21 protein-coding genes and 1 pseudogene are annotated in these 19,747 nt (G+C 69.4%); 20 read left to right on the top strand and 2 right to left on the bottom strand.

Annotated elements, in window-relative coordinates:
• Positions 1-180: 180 nt before the first annotated feature.
• The gene (locus BLA60_RS22950; RefSeq protein ID WP_075135043.1) at positions 181-981 is read right to left on the bottom strand and encodes a TetR/AcrR family transcriptional regulator; all 801 of its coding nucleotides are present in this window, start codon (positions 979-981) and stop codon (positions 181-183) included.
• 211 nt (positions 982-1,192) lie between these two features.
• Here BLA60_RS22950 and hrcA point away from each other — a divergent pair, with 211 nt between their 5' ends.
• From hrcA to BLA60_RS43510, 17 genes and pseudogenes are all read left to right on the top strand, one after another.
• Positions 1,193-2,218 carry a heat-inducible transcriptional repressor HrcA gene (gene hrcA, locus BLA60_RS22955; RefSeq protein ID WP_075135044.1) on the top strand — a complete coding sequence of 342 codons (1,026 nt, stop codon included), beginning with the start codon at positions 1,193-1,195 and terminating at the stop codon, positions 2,216-2,218.
• A gap of 78 nt (positions 2,219-2,296) precedes the next feature.
• Complete coding sequence (gene dnaJ / locus BLA60_RS22960; protein ID WP_075135045.1) at positions 2,297-3,442, top strand: molecular chaperone DnaJ; 1,146 nt, start codon at positions 2,297-2,299, stop codon at positions 3,440-3,442.
• The gene (locus BLA60_RS22965; RefSeq protein ID WP_075135046.1) at positions 3,439-4,176 is read left to right on the top strand and encodes a 16S rRNA (uracil(1498)-N(3))-methyltransferase; all 738 of its coding nucleotides are present in this window, start codon (positions 3,439-3,441) and stop codon (positions 4,174-4,176) included. Before dnaJ ends, BLA60_RS22965 begins: the two co-directional genes overlap by 4 nt.
• Before the next feature lie 228 nt (positions 4,177-4,404).
• Positions 4,405-5,367, top strand: a complete 963-nt coding sequence (locus BLA60_RS22970) for a DNA polymerase domain-containing protein (RefSeq protein ID WP_075135047.1) — start codon at positions 4,405-4,407, stop codon at positions 5,365-5,367.
• Between the two features lie 10 nt (positions 5,368-5,377).
• The gene (locus tag BLA60_RS22975) at positions 5,378-5,731 is read left to right on the top strand and encodes a histidine triad nucleotide-binding protein (protein WP_075135048.1); all 354 of its coding nucleotides are present in this window, start codon (positions 5,378-5,380) and stop codon (positions 5,729-5,731) included.
• Between the two features lie 105 nt (positions 5,732-5,836).
• Complete coding sequence (locus BLA60_RS22980; RefSeq protein ID WP_084735198.1) at positions 5,837-6,928, top strand: PhoH family protein; 1,092 nt, start codon at positions 5,837-5,839, stop codon at positions 6,926-6,928.
• Between the two features lie 79 nt (positions 6,929-7,007).
• On the top strand, positions 7,008-7,574 hold the full coding sequence (gene ybeY, locus BLA60_RS22985; RefSeq protein WP_075135049.1) for an rRNA maturation RNase YbeY: 567 nt from the start codon (positions 7,008-7,010) through the stop codon (positions 7,572-7,574).
• Positions 7,575-7,588: 14 nt separating this feature from the next.
• Positions 7,589-8,902 (top strand): hemolysin family protein, encoded by a 1,314-nt coding sequence (locus BLA60_RS22990; RefSeq protein ID WP_075135050.1) that lies wholly within the window; start codon positions 7,589-7,591, stop codon positions 8,900-8,902.
• Complete coding sequence (locus BLA60_RS22995) at positions 8,895-9,218, top strand: cytidine deaminase (protein WP_075135051.1); 324 nt, start codon at positions 8,895-8,897, stop codon at positions 9,216-9,218. Before BLA60_RS22990 ends, BLA60_RS22995 begins: the two co-directional genes overlap by 8 nt.
• Before the next feature lie 20 nt (positions 9,219-9,238).
• Positions 9,239-10,147: a GTPase Era gene (gene era, locus BLA60_RS23000; protein WP_075135052.1), complete on the top strand. Its 909-nt coding sequence runs from the start codon at positions 9,239-9,241 to the stop codon at positions 10,145-10,147.
• On the top strand, positions 10,148-10,957 hold the full coding sequence (locus BLA60_RS23005; protein WP_075135053.1) for a class I SAM-dependent methyltransferase: 810 nt from the start codon (positions 10,148-10,150) through the stop codon (positions 10,955-10,957).
• Positions 10,954-11,703: a DNA repair protein RecO gene (gene recO / locus BLA60_RS23010; RefSeq protein WP_075135054.1), complete on the top strand. Its 750-nt coding sequence runs from the start codon at positions 10,954-10,956 to the stop codon at positions 11,701-11,703. The genes BLA60_RS23005 and recO overlap by 4 nt, the downstream gene beginning before the upstream one ends.
• Positions 11,704-11,735: 32 nt before the next feature.
• Positions 11,736-12,575, top strand: a complete 840-nt coding sequence (locus BLA60_RS23015; protein WP_075135242.1) for an isoprenyl transferase — start codon at positions 11,736-11,738, stop codon at positions 12,573-12,575.
• On the top strand, positions 12,572-12,997 hold the full coding sequence (locus BLA60_RS23020) for a hypothetical protein (RefSeq protein WP_075135055.1): 426 nt from the start codon (positions 12,572-12,574) through the stop codon (positions 12,995-12,997). Before BLA60_RS23015 ends, BLA60_RS23020 begins: the two co-directional genes overlap by 4 nt.
• Entirely contained in the window at positions 12,994-13,989 is a 996-nt protein-coding gene (locus tag BLA60_RS23025; RefSeq protein WP_075135056.1) for a permease, read from the top strand. Before BLA60_RS23020 ends, BLA60_RS23025 begins: the two co-directional genes overlap by 4 nt.
• Positions 13,986-14,177, top strand: a pseudogene (locus tag BLA60_RS42340) (DUF1980 domain-containing protein); the annotation flags it as partial. The gene BLA60_RS23025 and the pseudogene BLA60_RS42340, both read left to right, overlap by 4 nt.
• Positions 14,178-14,195: 18 nt before the next feature.
• The gene (locus BLA60_RS43510; RefSeq protein WP_211288830.1) at positions 14,196-15,377 is read left to right on the top strand and encodes a TIGR03943 family putative permease subunit; all 1,182 of its coding nucleotides are present in this window, start codon (positions 14,196-14,198) and stop codon (positions 15,375-15,377) included.
• Between the two features lie 9 nt (positions 15,378-15,386).
• On the opposite strand, the gene BLA60_RS23035 is transcribed toward BLA60_RS43510, so the two are convergent.
• Positions 15,387-16,415: a LacI family DNA-binding transcriptional regulator gene (locus BLA60_RS23035; protein ID WP_075135058.1), complete on the bottom strand. Its 1,029-nt coding sequence runs from the start codon at positions 16,413-16,415 to the stop codon at positions 15,387-15,389.
• A gap of 164 nt (positions 16,416-16,579) precedes the next feature.
• On the opposite strand from BLA60_RS23035, the gene BLA60_RS23040 reads away from it, so the two are divergent.
• Genes BLA60_RS23040 through BLA60_RS23050 form a run of 3 tightly spaced genes read left to right on the top strand, consistent with a single transcriptional unit; the run spans position 16,580 to position 19,745 of the window.
• Positions 16,580-17,869, top strand: a complete 1,290-nt coding sequence (locus BLA60_RS23040; RefSeq protein WP_084735199.1) for an ABC transporter substrate-binding protein — start codon at positions 16,580-16,582, stop codon at positions 17,867-17,869.
• Positions 17,869-18,882 carry a carbohydrate ABC transporter permease gene (locus BLA60_RS23045; protein ID WP_075135060.1) on the top strand — a complete coding sequence of 338 codons (1,014 nt, stop codon included), beginning with the start codon at positions 17,869-17,871 and terminating at the stop codon, positions 18,880-18,882. The genes BLA60_RS23040 and BLA60_RS23045 overlap by 1 nt, the downstream gene beginning before the upstream one ends.
• Positions 18,879-19,745 (top strand): carbohydrate ABC transporter permease, encoded by an 867-nt coding sequence (locus tag BLA60_RS23050; RefSeq protein ID WP_075135061.1) that lies wholly within the window; start codon positions 18,879-18,881, stop codon positions 19,743-19,745. The genes BLA60_RS23045 and BLA60_RS23050 overlap by 4 nt, the downstream gene beginning before the upstream one ends.
• The last annotated feature ends 2 nt before the right edge of the window (positions 19,746-19,747 follow it).

The following is a 19,747-nucleotide window of genomic DNA, read 5'->3' on the forward strand; positions in this document are numbered from 1 at the left end:
GCCCGCCAGCCCGCCAGCCCGCCAGCCCGCCAGCCCGCCAGCCCGCCAGCCCGCCAGCCCGCCAGCCCGCCAGCCCGTCGTCTGGCTGCGCGCATCGGTCCCGATGGGCACCATCCATCCGCCGTTGACAGGTCCCGAGCCTGCTCCGCTGCTGTGGCGGGCGCTACCTGTCCGATCCGTTCATACCTGTCCTCCCTCCCCGTTGTCGCCGCAGTGTGTCGTTGCTGAATCCGTTGCCGGCCCGCCGCTTCGAGGGCTCGTGCGCGTTACCGGTGGGGACCCGGCGTCAGCTCCTTTCGGCTCCTGATGATGTTCAGGAAGCCCTGTCAGGAACACGTTCAACCCGAACTCGTACCGTTCGATGAGCGAGGTCGATTCGAGCAGTGAGTCGAGACCGAGCAAGTTGGGAAACGATGCCTTCCTCGATCTCATGTAGTGGCGAATCTGAGCTCCTTTCCTCTCGATCTCGTCACGAATCTCGATGGTGTGGGTGGCGCCGGCTTCCATGGCGAACGCCGCCACCCACTGGCTGAGCAACTCGTACGACAGCGCTGCTTCGATCCGGGACAGACCGCCGCCGAGGAGGACGGCGATCACGCCCTCCGCGAGCAACAGCGCGTTCGGTCCGGTCGGCCCGGTGGTCTCCATCGCCACTCTGGCGATGCCCGGGTAGGCCGTGAGTACCTCAAGCTGCTTGCGTGCGATCTCCCTGATCTGTTCCTGCCATCGATCCGGCTCGGGCTCGGGGAGCGGAACGCGGCCGAGTAATCGGTCGAGCATCAGTTCCCGTAGCTCGTCCTTGTTGCTCACATGTGCGTACAGGGACGCGGCGCCGGTACCGAGCGCCTGTGCCACACGCCGCATGCTGACCGCGTCGAGCCCTTCCTCGCTCAGCAGTGAGAGCGCCGTGTCGACGATCAGGTCCTGGCTGAGTACACGGCGTACGGGCCGCTCCTCACCTCGGGGCCAGGTCATGGTCATCACCTCCTTCTCAACCTTTCTGCGAACACCGTACTTGACACGAACGGTGTTCGCAAGTAGAACGGTATTCGACAGACGAACGGCGTTCGTCGACACGCAGCTTGACAACTCAACAGTGAGGTCCGGTCCTGGTGGACATCCGTTCGGCACCGGTTCGACCGAGGGCCGTTCGCAACTCCGTAAACTTGTGGTGAGGACGGGAGGTGACAGATTGGCGAGCACGGACGAGCGGCGCTTCGCCGTGCTGCGTGCGATAGTTGCGGACTACGTTTCCAACCAGGAGCCGGTGGCGTCGAAGGCGATCGTCGATCGGCACAACCTGGGGGTCTCGAGCGCGACCGTGCGTAACGACATGGCCTCTCTCGAGGAGGACGGTTACATCGCGCAGCCGCACACGAGTGCGGGGCGCATTCCCACGGACAAGGGTTACCGGCTGTTCGTCGACCGGTTGTCCGAGGTCAAGCCGCTCTCCGGCGCGGAACGACGAGCGATCCGTTCGTTCCTCGACGGTGCGATCGACCTCGACGACGTCCTGCGGCGGAGTGTGCGCATGCTCGCGCAGCTCACGCGGCAGGTGGCGATCATCCAGTACCCCACGTTGACCCACTCGCTGGTCCGTCACATCGAACTCGTCCAGCTCACTCCCGCCCGCGTGATGCTGGTGCTGATCACGGACAACGGTCGGGTCGACCAGCGGATGATCGACCTCGGCGACGTCGTCACCGACGACTCCGTCGGGAGACTGCGCGCGATGCTGAACTCGGCCCTGGTGGACCACCGGGTCACCGAGGCGGCGGCCAAGGTCGCCGATCTGATCGAGGAGGCGCCGTCGGAACTGCGTGACGCGATGACCCGCGTCGCGACTGTGCTGGTGGAGTCGCTGGTCGAGCATCCGGAGGAGCGACTGGTGCTCGGCGGAACGGCCAACCTGACCCGCAACGCGGCCGACTTCCCCGGCTCGTTGCGGCAGGTCCTCGAGGCGCTCGAGGAGCAGGTCGTCGTCCTCAAGCTGTTCGCGGCGGCCGGTTCGCCCGGCATGGTCACGGTGCGGATCGGGGAGGAGAACGAGGCGATGGAGATGCGGAGCACCTCCGTCGTGTCCATCGGCTACGGCCCGCACGAGACGCTGCTGGGTGGGATGGGTGTGGTCGGCCCAACGCGGATGGACTATCCGGGCACTATCGCGGCGGTGCGGGCCGTTGCCAACTATGTGGGAGACATCCTGGCCGGGCGTTGACGCCCGACCGGAAACGAACGCAGGGATTCATGCGAACCCCAGGTGCGGGGCGCACCTGGGCTGAAGGACGGGACAACGGTGGCGAGGGACTACTACGGCACTCTCGGGGTGCGGCAGGACGCGACATCCGAGGAGATCAAGCGTGCCTATCGCAAGCTTGCGCGCGAGCTGCATCCGGACGTCAACCCGGACGAGGCGGCGCAGGAGAAGTTCCGCGAGGTGACAGCGGCCTACGAGGTCCTCTCCGATCCACAGAAGCGCAAGATCGTCGACATGGGCGGCGATCCGCTGGGCAACGGTGGTGGTGGGGGCCGTGATCCGTTCGCCGGGTTCGGCCTCGGCGACATCATGGACGCGTTCTTCGGCGGAGGAGGGGCCGGCGGGGGACGCGGGCCGCGAAGCCGTGTCCAGCCCGGCTCGGACGCGCTGATCAGGATCGAGCTGACGCTGGAGGAGTGCAACACCGGGGTCAGCCGGGAGCTGACGGTCGACACCGCGGTGCTGTGCGACGTCTGCCGTGGCTCGGGCTGCGCCGAGGGCACCTCGCCGCAGGTCTGTGACACCTGTGCCGGCCGGGGCGAGATCCAGTCGGTTCAGCGGTCCTTCCTCGGCCAGGTCGTCACCGCGCGTGCCTGTCCGGTGTGTCGGGGGATCGGCGAGGTCATTCCCGATCCGTGCCGGCAGTGTGGCGGTGACGGTCGGGTCCGGGCCCGGCGCACGATCACCGCGAAGGTGCCGCCCGGGGTGGCCGACGGCATGCGGGTCCGGCTGTCCGGTCAGGGTGAGGTCGGCCCTGGTGGCGGGCCGGCCGGTGACCTGTACGTCGAGGTCGTGGAGCGGCCGCATCCCACCTTCGAGCGCAACGGTGCCGACCTGCACTGCACCATCCGCATACCCATGACCACCGCCGCCCTCGGTTCGGTGCTGCCGATGGACACCCTCGACGGCACGGTCGACCTGGAGCTGGAGGCCGGCACCCAGCCGAACACGGAGCTGGTGCTGACCGGTCAGGGCCTGCCCAGGTTGCGGTCGTCGGGACGGGTCGACGGCCGGGGTGACCTGCACGTACATGTCGAGGTCGACATTCCGGGCAAGCTCGACGCCAAACAGACCGAACTGCTCAGGGAACTCGCCAACCTGCGCGGCGAGGAGGAGCACGTGGTCGCGTCCACCAACGGTCGGGCCGGGGGGATCTTCTCGCGGCTGCGCGCACGGCACCGTTGACCGCCCCGGTTTTCCTCGTTCCCGAGTTGCCCGCCGGGTCGTCCTACCTGCTCGACGGGTCGGAGGGGCGGCACGCGGCGGCCGTGCGCCGGCTCGGGCCAGGTGAACCGCTGGTGATCGCCGACGGGAAGGGCGGTGCGGCGGCGTGCGTGGTCGAGTCGGTCGAGGGAAAGACAGCGCTGTCACTGACAGTGTCCAGGCGTTGGCAGGATCCGGCACCCGCGCCGCGCGTGGTGCTGGTCCAGGCGCTGGTGAAGGGCGATCGCGGCGAACTCGCGGTGGAGCTGGCCACCGAGTGCGGAGTCGACGCGATCGTGCCGTGGCAGGCGTCGCGCAGCGTGGCGAAGTGGGACGACGGTCCTCGTGGTGAGAAGGCGTTGGCGCGGTGGCGAAGCACGGTGCGTGAGGCCGCCAAACAGTCACGCCGTACCTGGGTTCCGGAGGTCACCGCTGCGGTGAACACGACCGCGTTGGCCTCGCTGGTCTCCGAGGCGGCGGGTGCGGTGGTGCTCGACTCCAGGGCCACGACAGGACTCATCGACCTCCCGTTGCCCGACGACGGCGACCTGATCATCGTCGTTGGGCCGGAGGGAGGTATTTCCGATGGCGAGTCCGACGCTCTGGCGGCGGCAGGAGCGCAGGTAGCGAGGCTGGGGCCGACAGTGCTGCGCACGTCGACCGCTGGAGCCGCCGCTATAGCTGTGCTAGGAGTACTCACTCGACGCTGGCGCTGAGCGTGCACGACGGTCTACGCTTTGCAGTGCAAGGCATGGGGGTTTTGATTTCCTCTTGCTGAGCGTGCGACTACCGCCGGACACCTCCCCCCTCGGTCCGGCGGCGCCGCGTTGCGGTGGAGCGACCCCCAGGCTTCACCGCAACGCGGCATCCTTCCCCTCAGGAAACACCGACCGTCACTCGGTTTCATTGCACGACTGACGGCTGTGGCCACTACCTTTGCCTTCGTGGCGGGTAAGTCGACTCCCTATGAGGAGCTTGAGGTCGGTGACCGTGTCGTGCGGATCAGTAACCCGGACCGGGTCTACTTCTCCGCGCGGGGTGAGACGAAACTCGATCTCGCGCGCTATTACCTGTCCGTCGGCGACGGCATCGTGCGTGCGCTTCGTGAACGACCGTGCATGATGCATCGTTTTCCCGACGGCGTCGACGGGGAGAAGGTGCACCAGAAGCGGTTGCCGCGAGGGGCACCGCCGTGGGTCGAGACGGTGCGCGTCGACTTTCCCCGGTACGGGCGGCACGCCTACGAGTTGTGCGTGACCGAGTTGGCGAGCGTCGTGTGGGCCACCCAAATGTCCTGTGTGGAGTTTCATCCCTGGAACTCGCGTCGCGCGGACACCGAGAAACCCGACGAGTGGCGCATCGACCTCGACCCGATGCCCGACTGTTCCTTCGACCGGGTTCGCCAGGTGGCGGTGGTCGTCAAGGACGTACTTGACGACATCGGCGCCGTCGGGTGGCCGAAGACCTCGGGCGGGAAAGGTCTTCACGTCTACGTCCGGATCGAACCGAGGTGGGGGTTCGGGGATGTGCGCCGGGCGGCCCACGCGTTCGCCAAGGAGGTCGAGCGGCGGGCTGACGACCTGGTCGACCTGACCTGGTGGCGCAAGGACCGGGATCCCAGCACCGTCTTCGTCGACTACAACCAGAACACGCGCGATCACACGATCCGGAGTGCCTACTCGGTGATCGGTGTACCGGAGGCCCGGGTGTCGACCCCGATCAGGTGGGACGAACTGGCCGATGTCGATCCCCGTGAGTTCACCATCGCCACCGTGCCCGACCGGTACGCCACGCTCGGTGACCTGCACGAAGGCATCGACGAGGCCGTCTACTCACTCGAGCGGCTCCTCGAGTGGGCGGACCGGGACGATCTCCCGGCGGCCGACGAGGGGGAGCCGACCGATTAGCCTGCACGGCATGTCGGACTGCCTGTTCTGCAAGATCGTCGCGGGAGACATCCCCGCCACCACGGTGCACGAGACCGGGACGACCCTGGCCTTCCGGGACATCAACCCGCAGGCCAAGGTGCATGTCCTGGTCGTACCGAAGGCGCACCACGAGGACGCCGCCGCTCTCGGGGTGGCCGACCCCCAGCTGCTCGCCGACGTCGTCGCCACCGCGGCGAAGGTGGCCAGGCTGGAAGGCATGGACGAGGCCGGGTACCGCCTCGTCTTCAACACCGGTGAACACGCCGGTCGTACCGTGTTCCACGCCCACCTGCACGTCCTCGGCGGTGAACAGCTGGGCCTGTTCGGCCGCCCGGCGGGCTGACGAGCAACAACGTCGATGCGGGATGCGGGTCCCTGCGACTAGCATTGCTGACAACACACACCGACGAGTTGGCGCAGCGCGCGCAGAAGGCAGGACCGAGAGCACGTGACCGGTACCGCACGGGGCAGCGAGCCCCAGACTTCTGCGCAGTCAACCACCAACCCGGCGAAGGCCGGCACCCTCGACTCGGCGGCCCAGTCCAGATTCGTCGTCCCGGATCAGGCGGTGCTGGCTTTGCTCGGCTCCCGGGACGAGAACCTGAGGGTCGCCGAGGAACTGCTCGACGCCGACATCCACGTCCGTGGCAACGAGGTGACCCTGAGCGGTGAGTCGGCCGATGTGGCCTTCGCCGAGCGGGTGTTCGCCGAGCTGGTCACGCTCGCCGGCAAGGGACAGCCGCTCGGGCCGGACGCCGTGCGCCGCACGGTCGCGATGCTCTCGGCCGGGGCGGCCGAGTCGCCCGCCGAGGTGCTCAGCCTGGACATCGTCTCCCGGCGTGGGCGCACCATCCGGCCGAAGACGCTGAACCAGAAGAAGTACGTCGACGCGATCGACCAGCACACGGTCGTGTTCTGCATCGGGCCGGCCGGCACCGGCAAGACCTACCTGGCCATGGCCAAGGCCGTGCAGGCGCTGCAGGCCAAGCAGGTCAACCGGATCATCCTCACCCGGCCCGCAGTCGAGGCGGGGGAGCGGCTCGGGTTCCTGCCGGGCACGCTCTACGAGAAGATCGACCCGTACCTGCGCCCGCTGTACGACGCGCTGCACGACATGGTCGACCCCGAGTCGATTCCCCGGTTGATGCAGGCCGGCACCATCGAGGTCGCGCCGCTCGCCTACATGAGAGGCCGCACGCTCAACGACGCCTTCATCATCCTCGACGAGGCGCAGAACACCTCGCCCGAGCAGATGAAGATGTTCCTGACCCGCCTGGGGTTCGGTTCCAAGATCGTCGTCACGGGTGACGTCACCCAGGTCGACCTTCCCGGCGGGCAGAAAAGCGGCCTTCGGGTCGTGCAGGGCATCCTCAACGGGGTCGACGACGTGCACTTCTCGGTGCTGAGCAGCCACGACGTGGTGCGGCACAGGCTGGTCGGCGACATCGTGGACGCCTACGACAAGTGGCAGGCCGCCCAGGACGCCCAGGAGAACGTGCGTCAGCAGGGTCCCCGTGGGCAGGCCCGACGGGGGCGTTGAGACTCGTGAGTGAGCCTGCGAACACAACACCGTCACCCGGCGACCGTGTACGACACCACCGAGCCGGCGAGGACCTGTCGTGAGCATCGAGATCGCCAACGAGTCGGGGGTGGCGGTCGACGAGCCGTCCATCGTCGCGGCAGCGCGGTTCGCGCTCGACCGGATGCGGGTCAGCCGGCTCGCGGAACTGTCGGTGATGCTCGTCGGCCTCGACGTGATGGCCGACCTGCACGAGCGCTACCTCGACCTGCCGGGGCCGACCGACGTCATGGCCTTCCCCATGGACGAACTCGACTCCGCCCGTCGGCCGGACGCGCCCGACCCGGGGCCGACCCTGCTCGGCGACCTGGTCCTGTGCCCCGCCTTCGCCCGCGACCAGGCGCACAAGGCCGGCCACAGCCTGATGGACGAGCTGCACCTGCTCACCGTCCACGGCGTCCTGCACCTGCTCGGCTACGACCACGCCGAGCCGGCCGAGGAACGCGAGATGTTCACGCTGCAGAAGCGGATCCTGGCCGACTTCAAGACCGAACGGGCCGCCGCCCAGCGGCGCGCGGCTCAGCGGCGTGAGGACGACAAACTGCTCGGCGCTGTCGGGCTGACAGCACCGGAGCCACCCAAACAGCCGGACGAACCGGCCCAGTAACCGCGGGGGAATCGGTGTCAGACACGGCCGGCCTACTGGTGATCGCAGTACTGCTCGTGGTGGCCGCTGGCATGTTCGCGTGTGCGGACGCCGCGCTGTCCGCGGTCTCCAGAGCCAGGGTCGAGGGTCTGGTGCGCAGCGGGCGGGCCGGCGCCAAGCAGCTGATCGCGGTGGTGTCCGACCGGCCCCGGCACATCAACCTGCTGCTCCTGCTGCGCCTGAGCTGCGAACTCGCGGCGACCGTCCTGGTCACCGTGGCCTGCATGCAGCTGATCGAACGTGGCTGGCTGTCCGGCCTGGTGGCGGCGGTCGGGATGCTCGTGGTGTCCTACGTGCTGGTCGGTGTCGGGCCCAGGACACTCGGCCGGCAGCACCCCTACGCGGTGGGGCTGATCGCGGCCGGTCCGGTGCGTGCCCTGGGATCGGTGCTGGGGCCGCTGTCCCGGTTCCTGATCGTCGTCGGTAACGCGATCACGCCCGGCCGCGGCTTCCGCGAGGGACCGTTCTCCTCCGAGGTCGAACTGCGTGAACTGGTCGACATGGCCCAGGAGAGCGGGGTCGTCGACGAGGGCGAGCGGGAGATGATCCACTCCGTCTTCGAACTACGCGGCACGATCGCCCGTGAGGTCATGGTGCCGCGCACCGAGATGGTGTGGATCGAGCAGGCCAAGTCGGTCCGGCAGGCGCTCGCGCTCTCGCTGCGCACCGGATACACCCGGCTGCCGGTGATCGGCGAGTCGGTCGACGAAATCGTCGGTGTGGTCAACCTGAAAGACCTGGTCAAGGCGGCGATGGAAGCGCCGGACTCCCGGCGTACGGTCGGCGACCTCATGGGCGAGGCCACGTTCGTCCCGGACACCAAACGGCTCGACGACCTGCTGCGCGAGATGCAGCTGTCCCGCAACCACATGGCGATCGCGGTCGACGAGTACGGCGGAACGGCCGGGCTGCTGACGATCGAGGACATCCTCGAGGAGATCGTCGGCGAGATCACCGACGAGTCCGACACCGAGGACCGGCCGCCGATCGACCATCTCGAAGACGGATCGGTCCGGGTCAGCTCGCGGTTGCCGGTCGAGGACCTCGGCGAACTGTTCGGCATCGAACTCGGTGACCACGACGTGGAAACCGTCGGCGGTCTGCTCGCCCAGCGCCTCGGCCGGGTGCCGCTGCCCGGCACGGAGGCCGAGATCTCCGGTTTACGCATGCGGGCCGAAGGCGGCAAGGACAGCCGCGGCCGGATGCGGATCACCTCGGTCGTCGTGCGGTGTCTGCCCACCGACGAACCGGCGCGGAACGACGACGAGAGGAGCGCGGAGCGTGCCTGAGCTCGACCCCGAGGACGCCAAGCTGATCACCCTGGCCCGGTCGGCGCGGGCGCGGACCGGCGCCTCGGAAGGCGCGGCCGTGCGCGACCTGGACGGCCGAACCTACGTTGCCGCAACGGTTTCGCTTCCGTCACTGTCGTTGACCGCGCTCCAGGCCGCCGTCGCCGCGGCGGTCTCGTCGGGGGTCGACGGGCTCGAGGCGGCGGTCGTGGTCACCGCCGAGCCGGCACTCGACCCGGCCTCGGTCGCCGCGGTCGCCGACCTCAGCGCCGACGCCCCGGTGCTGCACGCGGACCCGTCGGGCGCGGTGCGCTGAACACGGGCGACAATGTCCCGATGACCACACCGGACGTTCCCCACCGCTCTGGCTTCGCCTGCTTCGTCGGGCGCCCCAACACTGGGAAGTCCACCCTCACCAACGCGTTGGTCGGCTCCAAGGTCGCCATCACCTCCAGCAAGCCACAGACCACGCGGCACGCCATCCGTGGCATCGTCGCCCGCGAGGACGCCCAGCTGATCCTCGTCGACACACCCGGCCTGCACCGGCCGCGCACCCTGCTCGGCCAACGGCTCAACGACGTCGTGCGGTCGACGTGGTCCGAAGTGGACGTCATCGGTTTCTGTGTGCCGGCCAACGAGAAGATCGGGCCGGGGGACCGGTTCATCGCCACCGAACTGGTCAAGCTCTCCCGGCACACGCCCGTCGTCGGAGTGGTCACCAAGACCGATCTCGCCACCCGCCAGCAGGTCGCCGACCAGCTCGTCGCCCTGCAGGACGTCATGGAGTTCGCCGACCTGATCCCGGTGTCCGCGGTGGACAACTTCCAGGTCGACGCGTTGGCCGACGTCCTGGTCGCCCGCCTGCCGGAAGGCCCGCAGCTCTACCCGGACGGCGAACTCACCGACGAACCGGAGGCCACGCTCATCGCCGAGCTGATCCGCGAGGCCGCCCTCGAAGGCGTGCGGGACGAACTGCCGCACTCCATCGCGGTGACCGTCGAGGAGATCGTGCCCCGCGCCGACCGGGACGACCTGCTCGACATCTACGCCAACCTCTACGTCGAGCGGGACAGCCAGAAAGGCATCGTGCTCGGGCACAAGGGTGAACGGCTGCGTGAGGTCGGCGCCACCGCCCGACGCCAGATCGCCGCGCTGCTGGGCAGCAAGATCTACCTGCACCTGCACGTCAAGGTCGCCAAGGACTGGCAGCGCGACCCGAAACAGTTGCGCCGACTGGGGTTCTGAGTGTTCGCCGCCGGCGAGCGGCGGTGGCGCGACCGGCTGGGCACCCTGCGGCAGGTCGTCCGCCAGGAACTCGTCGCCCGACAGCTCGCGGCTCACCTGCCGTCCTCGGCGCACATCCTCGACGTCGGCTGCGGGCAGGGCACGCAGGCGCTGCGGCTGGCGCGCGGCGGCCACCGGGTGACCGGGCTGGACGCGTCGCCGACCCTGCTGGGCGACTTCGCGCGGGATCTCGCGGACGAGCCCGCTGACGTGCGGGAACGCGTCCGGCTCGTGCACGGCGACGCGACCGGGGCGTCCGGCTCCTTCGACGCCGTCCTCTGCCACGGCGTGCTCATGTACCTCGCCGACCCCGGCCCGGTACTGGCGGCTGTCGCGGGCGCGGTCGCACCCGGGGGAATGGTGTCCCTGTTGGTGCGCAACGGTGACGCGCTCGCGCTACGGCCCGGCCTGGCCGGCGACTGGGCCACCGCCGCCAGAGCCTTCGACACCACGGCCTACGACAACCGCCTCGGGGTCACGGCCCGCGCCGACCGGCTCGCCGACCTGACCGCACGGCTGGACACCGTCGGCCTGTCCGTCGTGGCCTGGTACGGCGTGCGCGTCTTCACCGACACAGCCCCCGACGACGCCGCCCTCCCGCCCGACCTGCCCGAGCTGCTGGACTGCGAGGAACGAGCCGGCACGACCGACCCGTACCGGCGGGTCGCCGCCCTGCTGCACGTCATCGCCGAATCCCGGCACCACCGGGTCGCCGACGCGTCCGTGTCGCCGGCGACACCGTCGGACCAGGATGAGACGATGCCCGGGTGAGCCTCTACCGCGACACCGGTGTGGTGCTGCGCGTACAGAAGCTCGGTGAGGCCGACCGGATCATCACCCTCGTCACCCGCAAGCACGGCAAGGTGCGCGCGGTCGCCAAGGGGGTGCGCCGCATGACCTCCCGCTTCGGCGCGCGGGTGGAGCCGTTCGCGCACGTCGACGTGCAGTTCTACACCGGCCGCACGCTCGACATCATCACCCAGGTCCAGACCCTCGACGCGTTCGGCGCCGGCATCATCACCGACTACCAGCGCTACACCGCCGGCTGCGCGATCCTGGAGACCACCGACCGCCTCTCCGCCGAGGAGGGGGAACCGGTCCTGCGGCTGTACCTGCTGGTCACCGGGGCCCTGCGGTCCCTGGCCGACGGGCAGCGCGACGCCTCCCTGGTGCTCGACGCCTTCCTGCTGCGGGCCATGGCCATCGCCGGTTGGGCGCCCGCCGTCCGCGAGTGCGCCCGCTGCAACGAGCCGGGCCCCCACCAGTCGTTCTCCATCCAGGCCGGCGGCTCGGTCTGCCCACGCTGCCGCCCGCCGGGCTCGGCGGTCCCCGCCAGGGACACCCTCGCCCTGATGGACGCGCTGGCCCACGGCACCTGGGACGTCGCCGAGGCGTCCACCCCGGTGGCCCGCCGGGAGGGCAGCGGACTGATCGCCGCCCTGCTCCAGTGGCATCTGGAGCGCCAGCTCCGCTCGCTGCCGCTGGTGGAGCGCAGAGGCGTGCCGAGCGGTCAGTAGGGTCGGCAGCCGAACGACTCATGGAGGACAAGTTGCTTCGGCGACGTACCAGCACGCCAACCCGACCGGCTGACAAGCCCGTCGAGCCGCCCGCTCCGCACCCGTCCGGTGCGCGACCGCCGGCGATACCCGCGCAGTTCGTACCCCAGCACGTGGCCATCGTGATGGACGGCAACGGACGCTGGGCCAACCAGCGGGGGCTGACCCGCGTCGAGGGCCACAAACGCGGCGAGGCGGTCGTCGTCGAGGTCGCCCGCGGGTGCATCGAGCTGGGCGTGAAGTGGCTGTCGCTGTACGCGTTCTCCACCGAGAACTGGCGTCGCAGCCCGGAGGAGGTCCGCTTCCTGATGGGCTTCTCCCGCGACGTCATCCGCCGGCGGACCGACGAACTCGACGCCATGGGAGTGCGGGTGCGGTGGGCCGGCCGGCGCCCCCGGTTGTGGCGCAGCGTGATCAGCGAGCTGGAGTCCGCCGAGCAGCGCACCGCCGGCAACGACGTGCTCAACCTCGCCATGTGCATCAACTACGGCGGCCGGGCCGAGATCGGCGACGCGGCGCGCGAGATCGCCCGCCTCGTCGCCTCGGGCAAGCTCAACCCCGAAAAAGTCGACCACCGAACCATCGCCAAGTACCTGTATCAACCCGACATGCCGGACGTGGATCTGTTTATCCGCCCATCGGGTGAACAACGGACCTCAAACTTCATGCTGTGGCAGTCCGCCTACGCTGAGCTGGTGTTCCAGGACATTCTGTGGCCGGATTTCGACCGGCGAGACCTGTGGCGCGCCTGCGAGCAGTTCGCGCGCCGAGACCGCCGGTTCGGCGGTGCCGTCGACGCGGCGCCGACCCCGGCCGGCGAGGGGGAAGCATGAGCGAACAGGAGGCGTTGACCACCGCCGACCTGCTCACCAAGGCCCGTAAGGCGCTGGAGACCTTCCACGACGTGCACGTGGACGACGACGGCGCGCTGAGCTTCCGGCACGTCGACGTTCCGTGCGCGGTGCAGGCCATGCAGCTCGCCGAGGGCCTGACGGTCCTCAGCCTGACCTGCGTCGTCGCGTGGGACCTGCCCGACGACCCGAACCTCGCGTCGTCCGCGGCCGAGCGGGCCGGTCAGGGCCTGTTCGGCACGCTCGGTGTCGTGCACACCGACAAGGGCATGGATGTCACGCTGCGTTACGCCTTCCCGGCCGACGGGATCGCGGAGCCGGCGCTGGGGACCCTGCTGATGCTGGTCGTCTCCACCGCCTCGCAGCTGCGTGCCGAACTGCTGGACGAGGCGCCGAAGCGGTGACCGTCGACGCACCGGCCGAGATCAGGCCGAGGCGGCGCATCACTTCGCTCGAGGTCCTCTGCGTGCTGTTCGTCGTCGCGCTGATCGGCCAGAGCTGGCTGGTCTCCGCGCTCGACACACCGGCGCTGCGGACCGGGGCGACGGTGTTCGTCGCGATCTGTGTACAGGCGTTGCCGTTCCTGGTCCTCGGGGTCCTGGTCAGCGGGGCGATCGCGGCGTTCGTGTCGGCCGACACGCTGCGCAAGGTGCTGCCGCGCCGGGCCGCGCTCGCCGTCCCGGTCGCCGGCGTGGCCGGGGTCGCGCTGCCCAACTGCGAGTGCGCGGCGGTGCCGGTGGCCCGGCGGCTCATCCAGCAGGACGTCGCGCCGTCGGTGGCGTTGACGTTCCTGCTCGCGGCACCGGCGGTGAACCCGATCGTGCTGGTGTCCACCGCGGTCGCGTTCCCCGGCGAGCCGATGATGGTGGTCGCCCGGTTCGCCGGGTCGATGGCCACCGCGCTGGTCGTCGGCTGGCTCTGGGCGCGGTTCGGGCGAGGTGAGTGGTTCGCGTCGTGGGCGACCCGGCGGGTGCCGGCGCCCAGAGGCGCCCGGTCACGCTGGACCATGTTCGTCGAAACCGCCCGCCAGGACCTCGTCGAAGCCGGTGGTTTCCTCGTGGTCGGCGGGCTCACGGCGGCCGCGCTCAACGTCGCGCTCCCGCGCTCCTGGTTCGACACCCTCGGCGACCAGCTCATCCTGGGCATCGTCGTGATGGCCGTACTCGCCGTGCTGCTCGCGCTGTGCAGCGAGGCGGACGCGTTCGTCGCCGCGTCCCTCTCAGCGCTCCCGCTGCTGCCGCGACTGGTGTTCCTGGTGGTCGGTCCGGCGATCGACATCAAGCTGTTCGTGCTGCAGGCCGGCACGCTCGGCCGCCGTTTCGCGCTGCGGTTCGCGCCGTTGACCTTTATCGTCGCCATCGTGTGCGCCGTGCTGGCCGGGGTGGTGTTCTTGTGAGGCGCGAGACGCAGAACATTCTGCTCGTCCTGCTGGGCGGCGCCCTGCTGAAGATCTCGTTCACCGGCACCTACCTGCGCTACGTCAAACCGGCCCACCAATGGCTGCTGATCTTCGCCGGTGTGGTGATGCTCGTGCTCGCCGCCTTCGCCATCGCCCGCGACCTGCGCGCCCACGCCGCGACCGCCGACACGGATCTCGACGAGATGGTCGACGCGGAGGCCGCCGAGCCGGTCGTGGCGCGTACGGAAGCGGTGCCCGCGCGAATCGCCCGCACCGATCTGACGCACCTGACCATCACGGACCCAGTCGACACCGGGACGGTGCCGGTCGACGCCGCACGTGCCGGCGGGTCGCGTTCCGATGTCTCGCTGGCCGGCGACGCGGGTGACGGTGTGGTCGCCGCCGAGCACTCCGGGACGACGGTCGGTGGTGCGGTGCCCGGCGACGGCGGGCACGCGGATGTGGACGTCGTCGGTCCCGGTGGTGGACCGGCCGCCGGCGCTCCCGCAGACCTCGGGCACGCCCGGGCAGGCTCGGCCGGTGGTCACGGCAGGCCGCCTGTCCGCGGTGACCATGGCGGGCACAACGGGAATGGCGGGCCCGACGGCGAGTACAGCGGCTCCGACGGGCGCGGCGGGCGCGGCGAGTACAGCGGCTCCGACGGCCGCGGCGAGTACAGCGACACCGGCGGGCGCGACGGGCGCGGCGAGTACGACGGCCGCGGCGAGTACGACGGGCTCGGAGGCCTCGACGGGCGTGACGGCAACGACGGGCACGGCAGGCACGGCGGTCATGACGGGCACGGGCACGACGGGCACGACGGGCACGGGCACGACGGGCACGACGGGCACGACGGGCACGACGGGCATTCGCATTCGACGAGGAGTGCCTGGTTGTTGGCGCTTCCGGTGTTCGCCGTCTTCCTGGTGGCGCCGCCGGCGCTGGGGGCCGACTCGGTGCAGCGGGCGGCGGACACCGCGCCCCGGGTGGCGGCGGCCAGCGAGTTCGACGGCTCCAGCCTGTACCCGCCGCTGCCCACCGGTGACGTGATCGCCCTGCAGCTGACCGAGTTCGTCGAGCGGGCGGCCTGGGACTCGGCGGACTCGCTGGACGACCGCCGGATCCGGCTGACCGGGTTCGTCGTGCACGAAGGGGATGGTGGCTACCTCGCCCGGATGGCCATCGGGTGTTGTGCCGCCGACGCGTACCCGGTCAAGGTGCGGCTCGACGGGGCCGACCTGGCCGGCCACCCCGACGACAGCTGGATCGAGGTCGTCGTCGAGGTGGTGCCGGACACGGCCACCAAGGCCACCGAGTACGTCCCCTCCGCCTCGGTGCACGCGCTGCGGCCGGTGCCCGAACCCAAGGACCCGTACGAGCACTAGCCGCCCGCCTCAGGCCGAGTCGCGGACCTCCAGGGTCACCGGCAGCACGGTCGTGTCCGGACGGACCTGTTCGCCGGCGAGCAGCGCCATCAGCGTGCGGACCATGTGCCGGATCTGTTCGCGGGGATCCTGGTGCACCGAGGTCAGCGGCGGGTTCATCGCGGGCGCCAGGGTCGGCTGGTCGTCGAAACCGATGATGCCGATGTCGTCCGGGATGCGGCGGCCGGCGGCGCGGATGGCCCGCATCGCGCCCGCCGCCATCGGGTCGCTGGCCGCGAACACACCGTCGAGGTCGGGGGCCCGTTCCAACAGGGCGGTCATGGCCCGCTCGCCGCTGGGCATGGTGAAGTCGCCGGCCTCCGACAGGCCGGTGGGGTCCAGGCCGAACTCCACCAGGGCGTCCTGCCAGCCGGCGAGCCGGTCGGAGGCGGCCGGGTGGTCGAGCATGCCGGTAACCGTCGCGATCCGTCGGCGGCCGGTGGACAGCAGGTGGCGCACCGCCAGGCGGGCGCCGGCGCGGTTGTCGAAGTCAACCGCGTGCACGCCGCGGCGCGCCGAGCCGGGGCGGCCGCCGTAGACCACCGGCAGCCGTAGCAGGCGCAGCGCCGTCGGCAGCGGGTCGCCCTGGTGGGGGGCGAAGACCAGGGCGCCGTCGACGTGGCCGCCCTCCAGGAAGCGGATCGTTCTCGGCACGTCCTCGCGGCTGTCGACGAACATCAACAGCATCTGCACGCCGGTCGCCGACAGTTCGCGGTACGCGCCGTGCATGACCGTGGCGAAGTACGGGTCGTCGAGCACCTTCGACTCGGGCTCGGAGAGCACGACGGCCACTGCCCCGGTGCGGCGGGTGACCAGTGAGCGGGCCGCCTGGTTGGGGGAGTAGCCGAGCTCTCTCGCCGCTCCGAGGACCTTCTCCCTGGACCGGGTGCTGACATAGGCATCGTCGTTGAGGGCGCGGGACGCGGTGGAACGGGACACGCCGGCGTAGGCGGCGACATCCTCCAGCGTGGGGCGTTCGTCCTGGGAGCGGGGTGGCACGCAGGGAGTCTATCGGCAGATTCTGGGAGCGCTCCCTAACGATCCGGATAAAGGCCGCCGTGTTTTCCTTGACAGCCCGGAGTGCCCGGGACCACACTCGGTATCTCGTTCTGGGAGCGCTCCCAGAATTCAGTCAGACACAAGGGACGACAGACGTGCGACGTATGCAAACAAGGGTGTTAGCCGGCGCGATCTCGCTCACCGCGATGGTCGGTCTGACTGCCTGTGGCGATGACGGCTCCTCGTCCGGGGGCAGTGGCGACGGCGACCAGATCGAACTCACCATCGGCACGTTCACCGAGTTCGGATACGAGGACCTGCTCAAGGAGTACGAGCGCCTGAACCCGGGCGTCAAGATCACCCATCACAAGACCGGGCAGGGCGGGCCCTACCACCAGCAGCTGCTCACCAAGCTCGCGGCGAACTCCGGCCTGGAGGACGTCGTCGCGATCGAGGAGGGGCACATCCCCGACGTCCTCGACAAGCCACACCTGTTCAACAACCTCGGCGACATCGGCCCGGAGGACGTGACGCCCGACCGCTGGCTGCCCTGGAAGGTCGAGGCCGCCACCGCCAAGGACGGCACCTGGATCGGTTACGGCACCGACATCGGCCCGCTGGCCATGTGCTACCGCAAGGACCTGTTCGACGCCGCTGGTCTGCCGTCGGACCCCGAGGCCGTCAAGCCGCTGTTCGAGACCTGGGAGTCCTACTTCGAGGCCGGTGACACCTACGCCGAGAAGACTGGCAAGGCCTGGTACGACTCCAACTCGCAGATCTTCAACGCGATGCAGAACCAGCTCGAGACCGGATATCTCGACAAGGACAACAAGCTCGCGATGGAGTCCAACGCCGACATCCGGAAGAACTGGGACATGGTGACCGCCGCCGGCAGCCGTGGCCAGACCGCCAAGCTCGTCGCGTTCAGTCCTGAGTGGAACAACGGCTTCAAGCAGGGTGCCTTCGCCACCAAGACCTGCCCGTCCTGGATGCTCGGCGTGGTCGAGGAGCAGGCCGGCCCGGACAACGCCGGCAAGTGGGCGGTCACCGACGCGTTCCCCGGCGGTGGCGGCAACTGGGGCGGCTCGTTCCTGGCCGTGCCCAAGCAGAGCGAGCACCCCGAGGAGGCCGCCAAGCTCGCCGCGTGGCTGACCGCGCCGGAGCAGCAGATCAAGGCCTTCCAGAAGACCGGTAACTTCCCGAGCCAGGTCGACGCGCTGTCCTCGCCGGAGCTGCTGGGCTTCACCAACGAGTACTTCGGCGGCGTGAAGGTCGGCGAGCTGTACGCCGCGCAGGCCAACAAGGTCGAGAAGGCGCAGTACAAGGGCCCTGGCGACGGCAAGATCCAGGAGAACGCCACCAGTCCCGCGCTGCAGGCGGTCGAGCAGGGCACCAAGTCCGCCGATGAAGGCTGGCAGCAGGCGGTGGACGCCGCCAAGAGGATCGCCGGCTGATGACCAGTTCGGTCGACACGGACGCGGGGCGGACGCCGAGCAGAGCGGCGCCCGCCCCGCCCCGGCCACCCAAGCCGAGGCTGACCTGGCGCCAGCGGCTGAGCGTGGCCGACGTGAAGTGGTCCCCCTACCTGTACATCGCGCCGTTCTTCGTGGTGTTCGGGGTGGTCGGGCTCTTCCCGGTGCTGTACACGGCCTACCTCTCGCTGTTCGACCGGGAACTGCTCGACATCGAGGGCACCTGGGTCGGGTTCGACAACTACGCCACTCTGCTCAGTGACACCCAGTTCTGGACGACGCTGGTCAACACCGTCAGCATCTTCCTGCTCTCCACGATTCCGCAGATCATCGTCGCGGTCGGCCTGGCCGCGCTGCTCAACACCAGGCTGCGCACACCCACCGGCTGGCGGGTGGGCGTTCTGCTGCCCTACGTGGCCAGCCTGGTCGCGCTGGGCATCATCTTCGCCAACCTGTTCGGGCCCAACTACGGCCTGGTGAACGGGATCCTCGAACTGCTCGGGTTCGACCGGATCGACTGGCAGGCCAACCGCTTCGCCTCGCACGTGGCGATCGCGGTCATGGTGAACTGGCGGTGGACCGGCTACAACGCGCTGATCGTGCTGGCCGCCATGAAGGCGATCCCGCGCGACGTCCACGAGGCGGCCATGATCGACGGCGCCGGCGCGTCGCGGCGGTTCTTCAACATCACCCTGCCGCTGCTGCGACCGACGCTGATCTTCGTGGTCATCACCTCGACCATCGGCGGGCTGCAGATCTTCACCGAACCCAAGCTGTTCGACGCGATGCCGGGCTCGAACAACGGCGGATCGTCCAACCAGTTCCAGACGATCACGCTGTACATGTACCAAACCGCGTTCGAGACCCAGGACCTCGGCTACGCCTCCGCGATCGCGTGGGTGCTGTTCGTCCTGATCATCGTGATCGCGTTGATCAACTTCCTGCTCACCCGACGACTGGCGTCGACCGGGGCTCCCGAGGACGGTGCCCGATGATCGCACTGCCAGCGAAGGTGCGTCGGCACACCGTCGACGCGACGGGCGCACGCCGCGCCCGGTTCTGGGTGTACGGGCTGCTGATCGCGTTCCTGATCGGCTCGATCTTCCCGTTCTACTGGTCGTTCCTGGTCGCCAGCCGGGACAGCTCGATGCTCACCGAGCAGGTCCCACCGCTGCTGCCGGGCGGGAACTTCCTGTCCAACGCGGCACGGGTGTTCGACTCGGTGCCGTTCTGGAAGTCGTTGGGCAACAGCCTGATCGTGTCCGGCACGGTGACCCTGACCACGGTCCTGTTCTCGACCCTGGCCGGGTTCGCCTTCGCCAAACTGCGTTTCCGGGGGCGCAACGCGCTGTTCGTGATCGTGGTCGCGACCCTCGCCGTACCCACCCAGCTCGGCATCATCCCGCTGTACATGGCGATGGCCGAGTTCGGTTGGGCCGGTGAGCTGCAGGCGGTGATCGTGCCGAACCTGGTCACCGCGATCGGCGTGTTCTGGATGCGCCAGTACACGATGCAGGTCGTTCCCTACGAGCTCATCGAGGCCGCGAGGGTGGACGGCTGCTCGATGATCCGGGTGTACTGGCACGTGTGCCTGCCGGCGGTGCGCCCGGCGGCCGCGTTCCTCGGCATGTTCACGTTCATGACCTCGTGGAACGACTTCCTGTGGCCGCTCGTCGTGCTGAACGCGGAGAACCCGACGGTTCAGTTGGCGCTGGAGCGGTTGCAGAGCGGGTTCTACGTGGACTACTCGCTGGTGCTGGCGGGGACCACGCTCGCGACCATTCCGATCCTGATCGTTTTCGTCGTGCTCGGCCGCCAGATCGTGGCCGGGATCATGCAAGGCGCCGTGAAGGGGTGACC

Origin of the sequence: Actinophytocola xinjiangensis (genome assembly GCF_001921215.1) — a bacterium.
Classification (GTDB): Bacteria; Actinomycetota; Actinomycetes; order Mycobacteriales; family Pseudonocardiaceae; genus Actinophytocola; species Actinophytocola xinjiangensis.

Coding starts and splice junctions, on each gene's coding strand:
- BLA60_RS23045 (WP_075135060.1), top strand. CDS start 17,869: ATGACCAGTTCGGTCGACACGGACGCGGGGCGGACGCCGAGCAGAGCG.
- era (WP_075135052.1), top strand. CDS start 9,239: ATGACCACACCGGACGTTCCCCACCGCTCTGGCTTCGCCTGCTTCGTC.
- BLA60_RS43510 (WP_211288830.1), top strand. CDS start 14,196: ATGGTCGACGCGGAGGCCGCCGAGCCGGTCGTGGCGCGTACGGAAGCG.
- BLA60_RS22950 (WP_075135043.1), bottom strand. CDS start 981: ATGACCATGACCTGGCCCCGAGGTGAGGAGCGGCCCGTACGCCGTGTA.
- BLA60_RS23040 (WP_084735199.1), top strand. CDS start 16,580: ATGCAAACAAGGGTGTTAGCCGGCGCGATCTCGCTCACCGCGATGGTC.
- BLA60_RS23050 (WP_075135061.1), top strand. CDS start 18,879: ATGATCGCACTGCCAGCGAAGGTGCGTCGGCACACCGTCGACGCGACG.
- BLA60_RS22975 (WP_075135048.1), top strand. CDS start 5,378: ATGTCGGACTGCCTGTTCTGCAAGATCGTCGCGGGAGACATCCCCGCC.
- BLA60_RS23020 (WP_075135055.1), top strand. CDS start 12,572: ATGAGCGAACAGGAGGCGTTGACCACCGCCGACCTGCTCACCAAGGCC.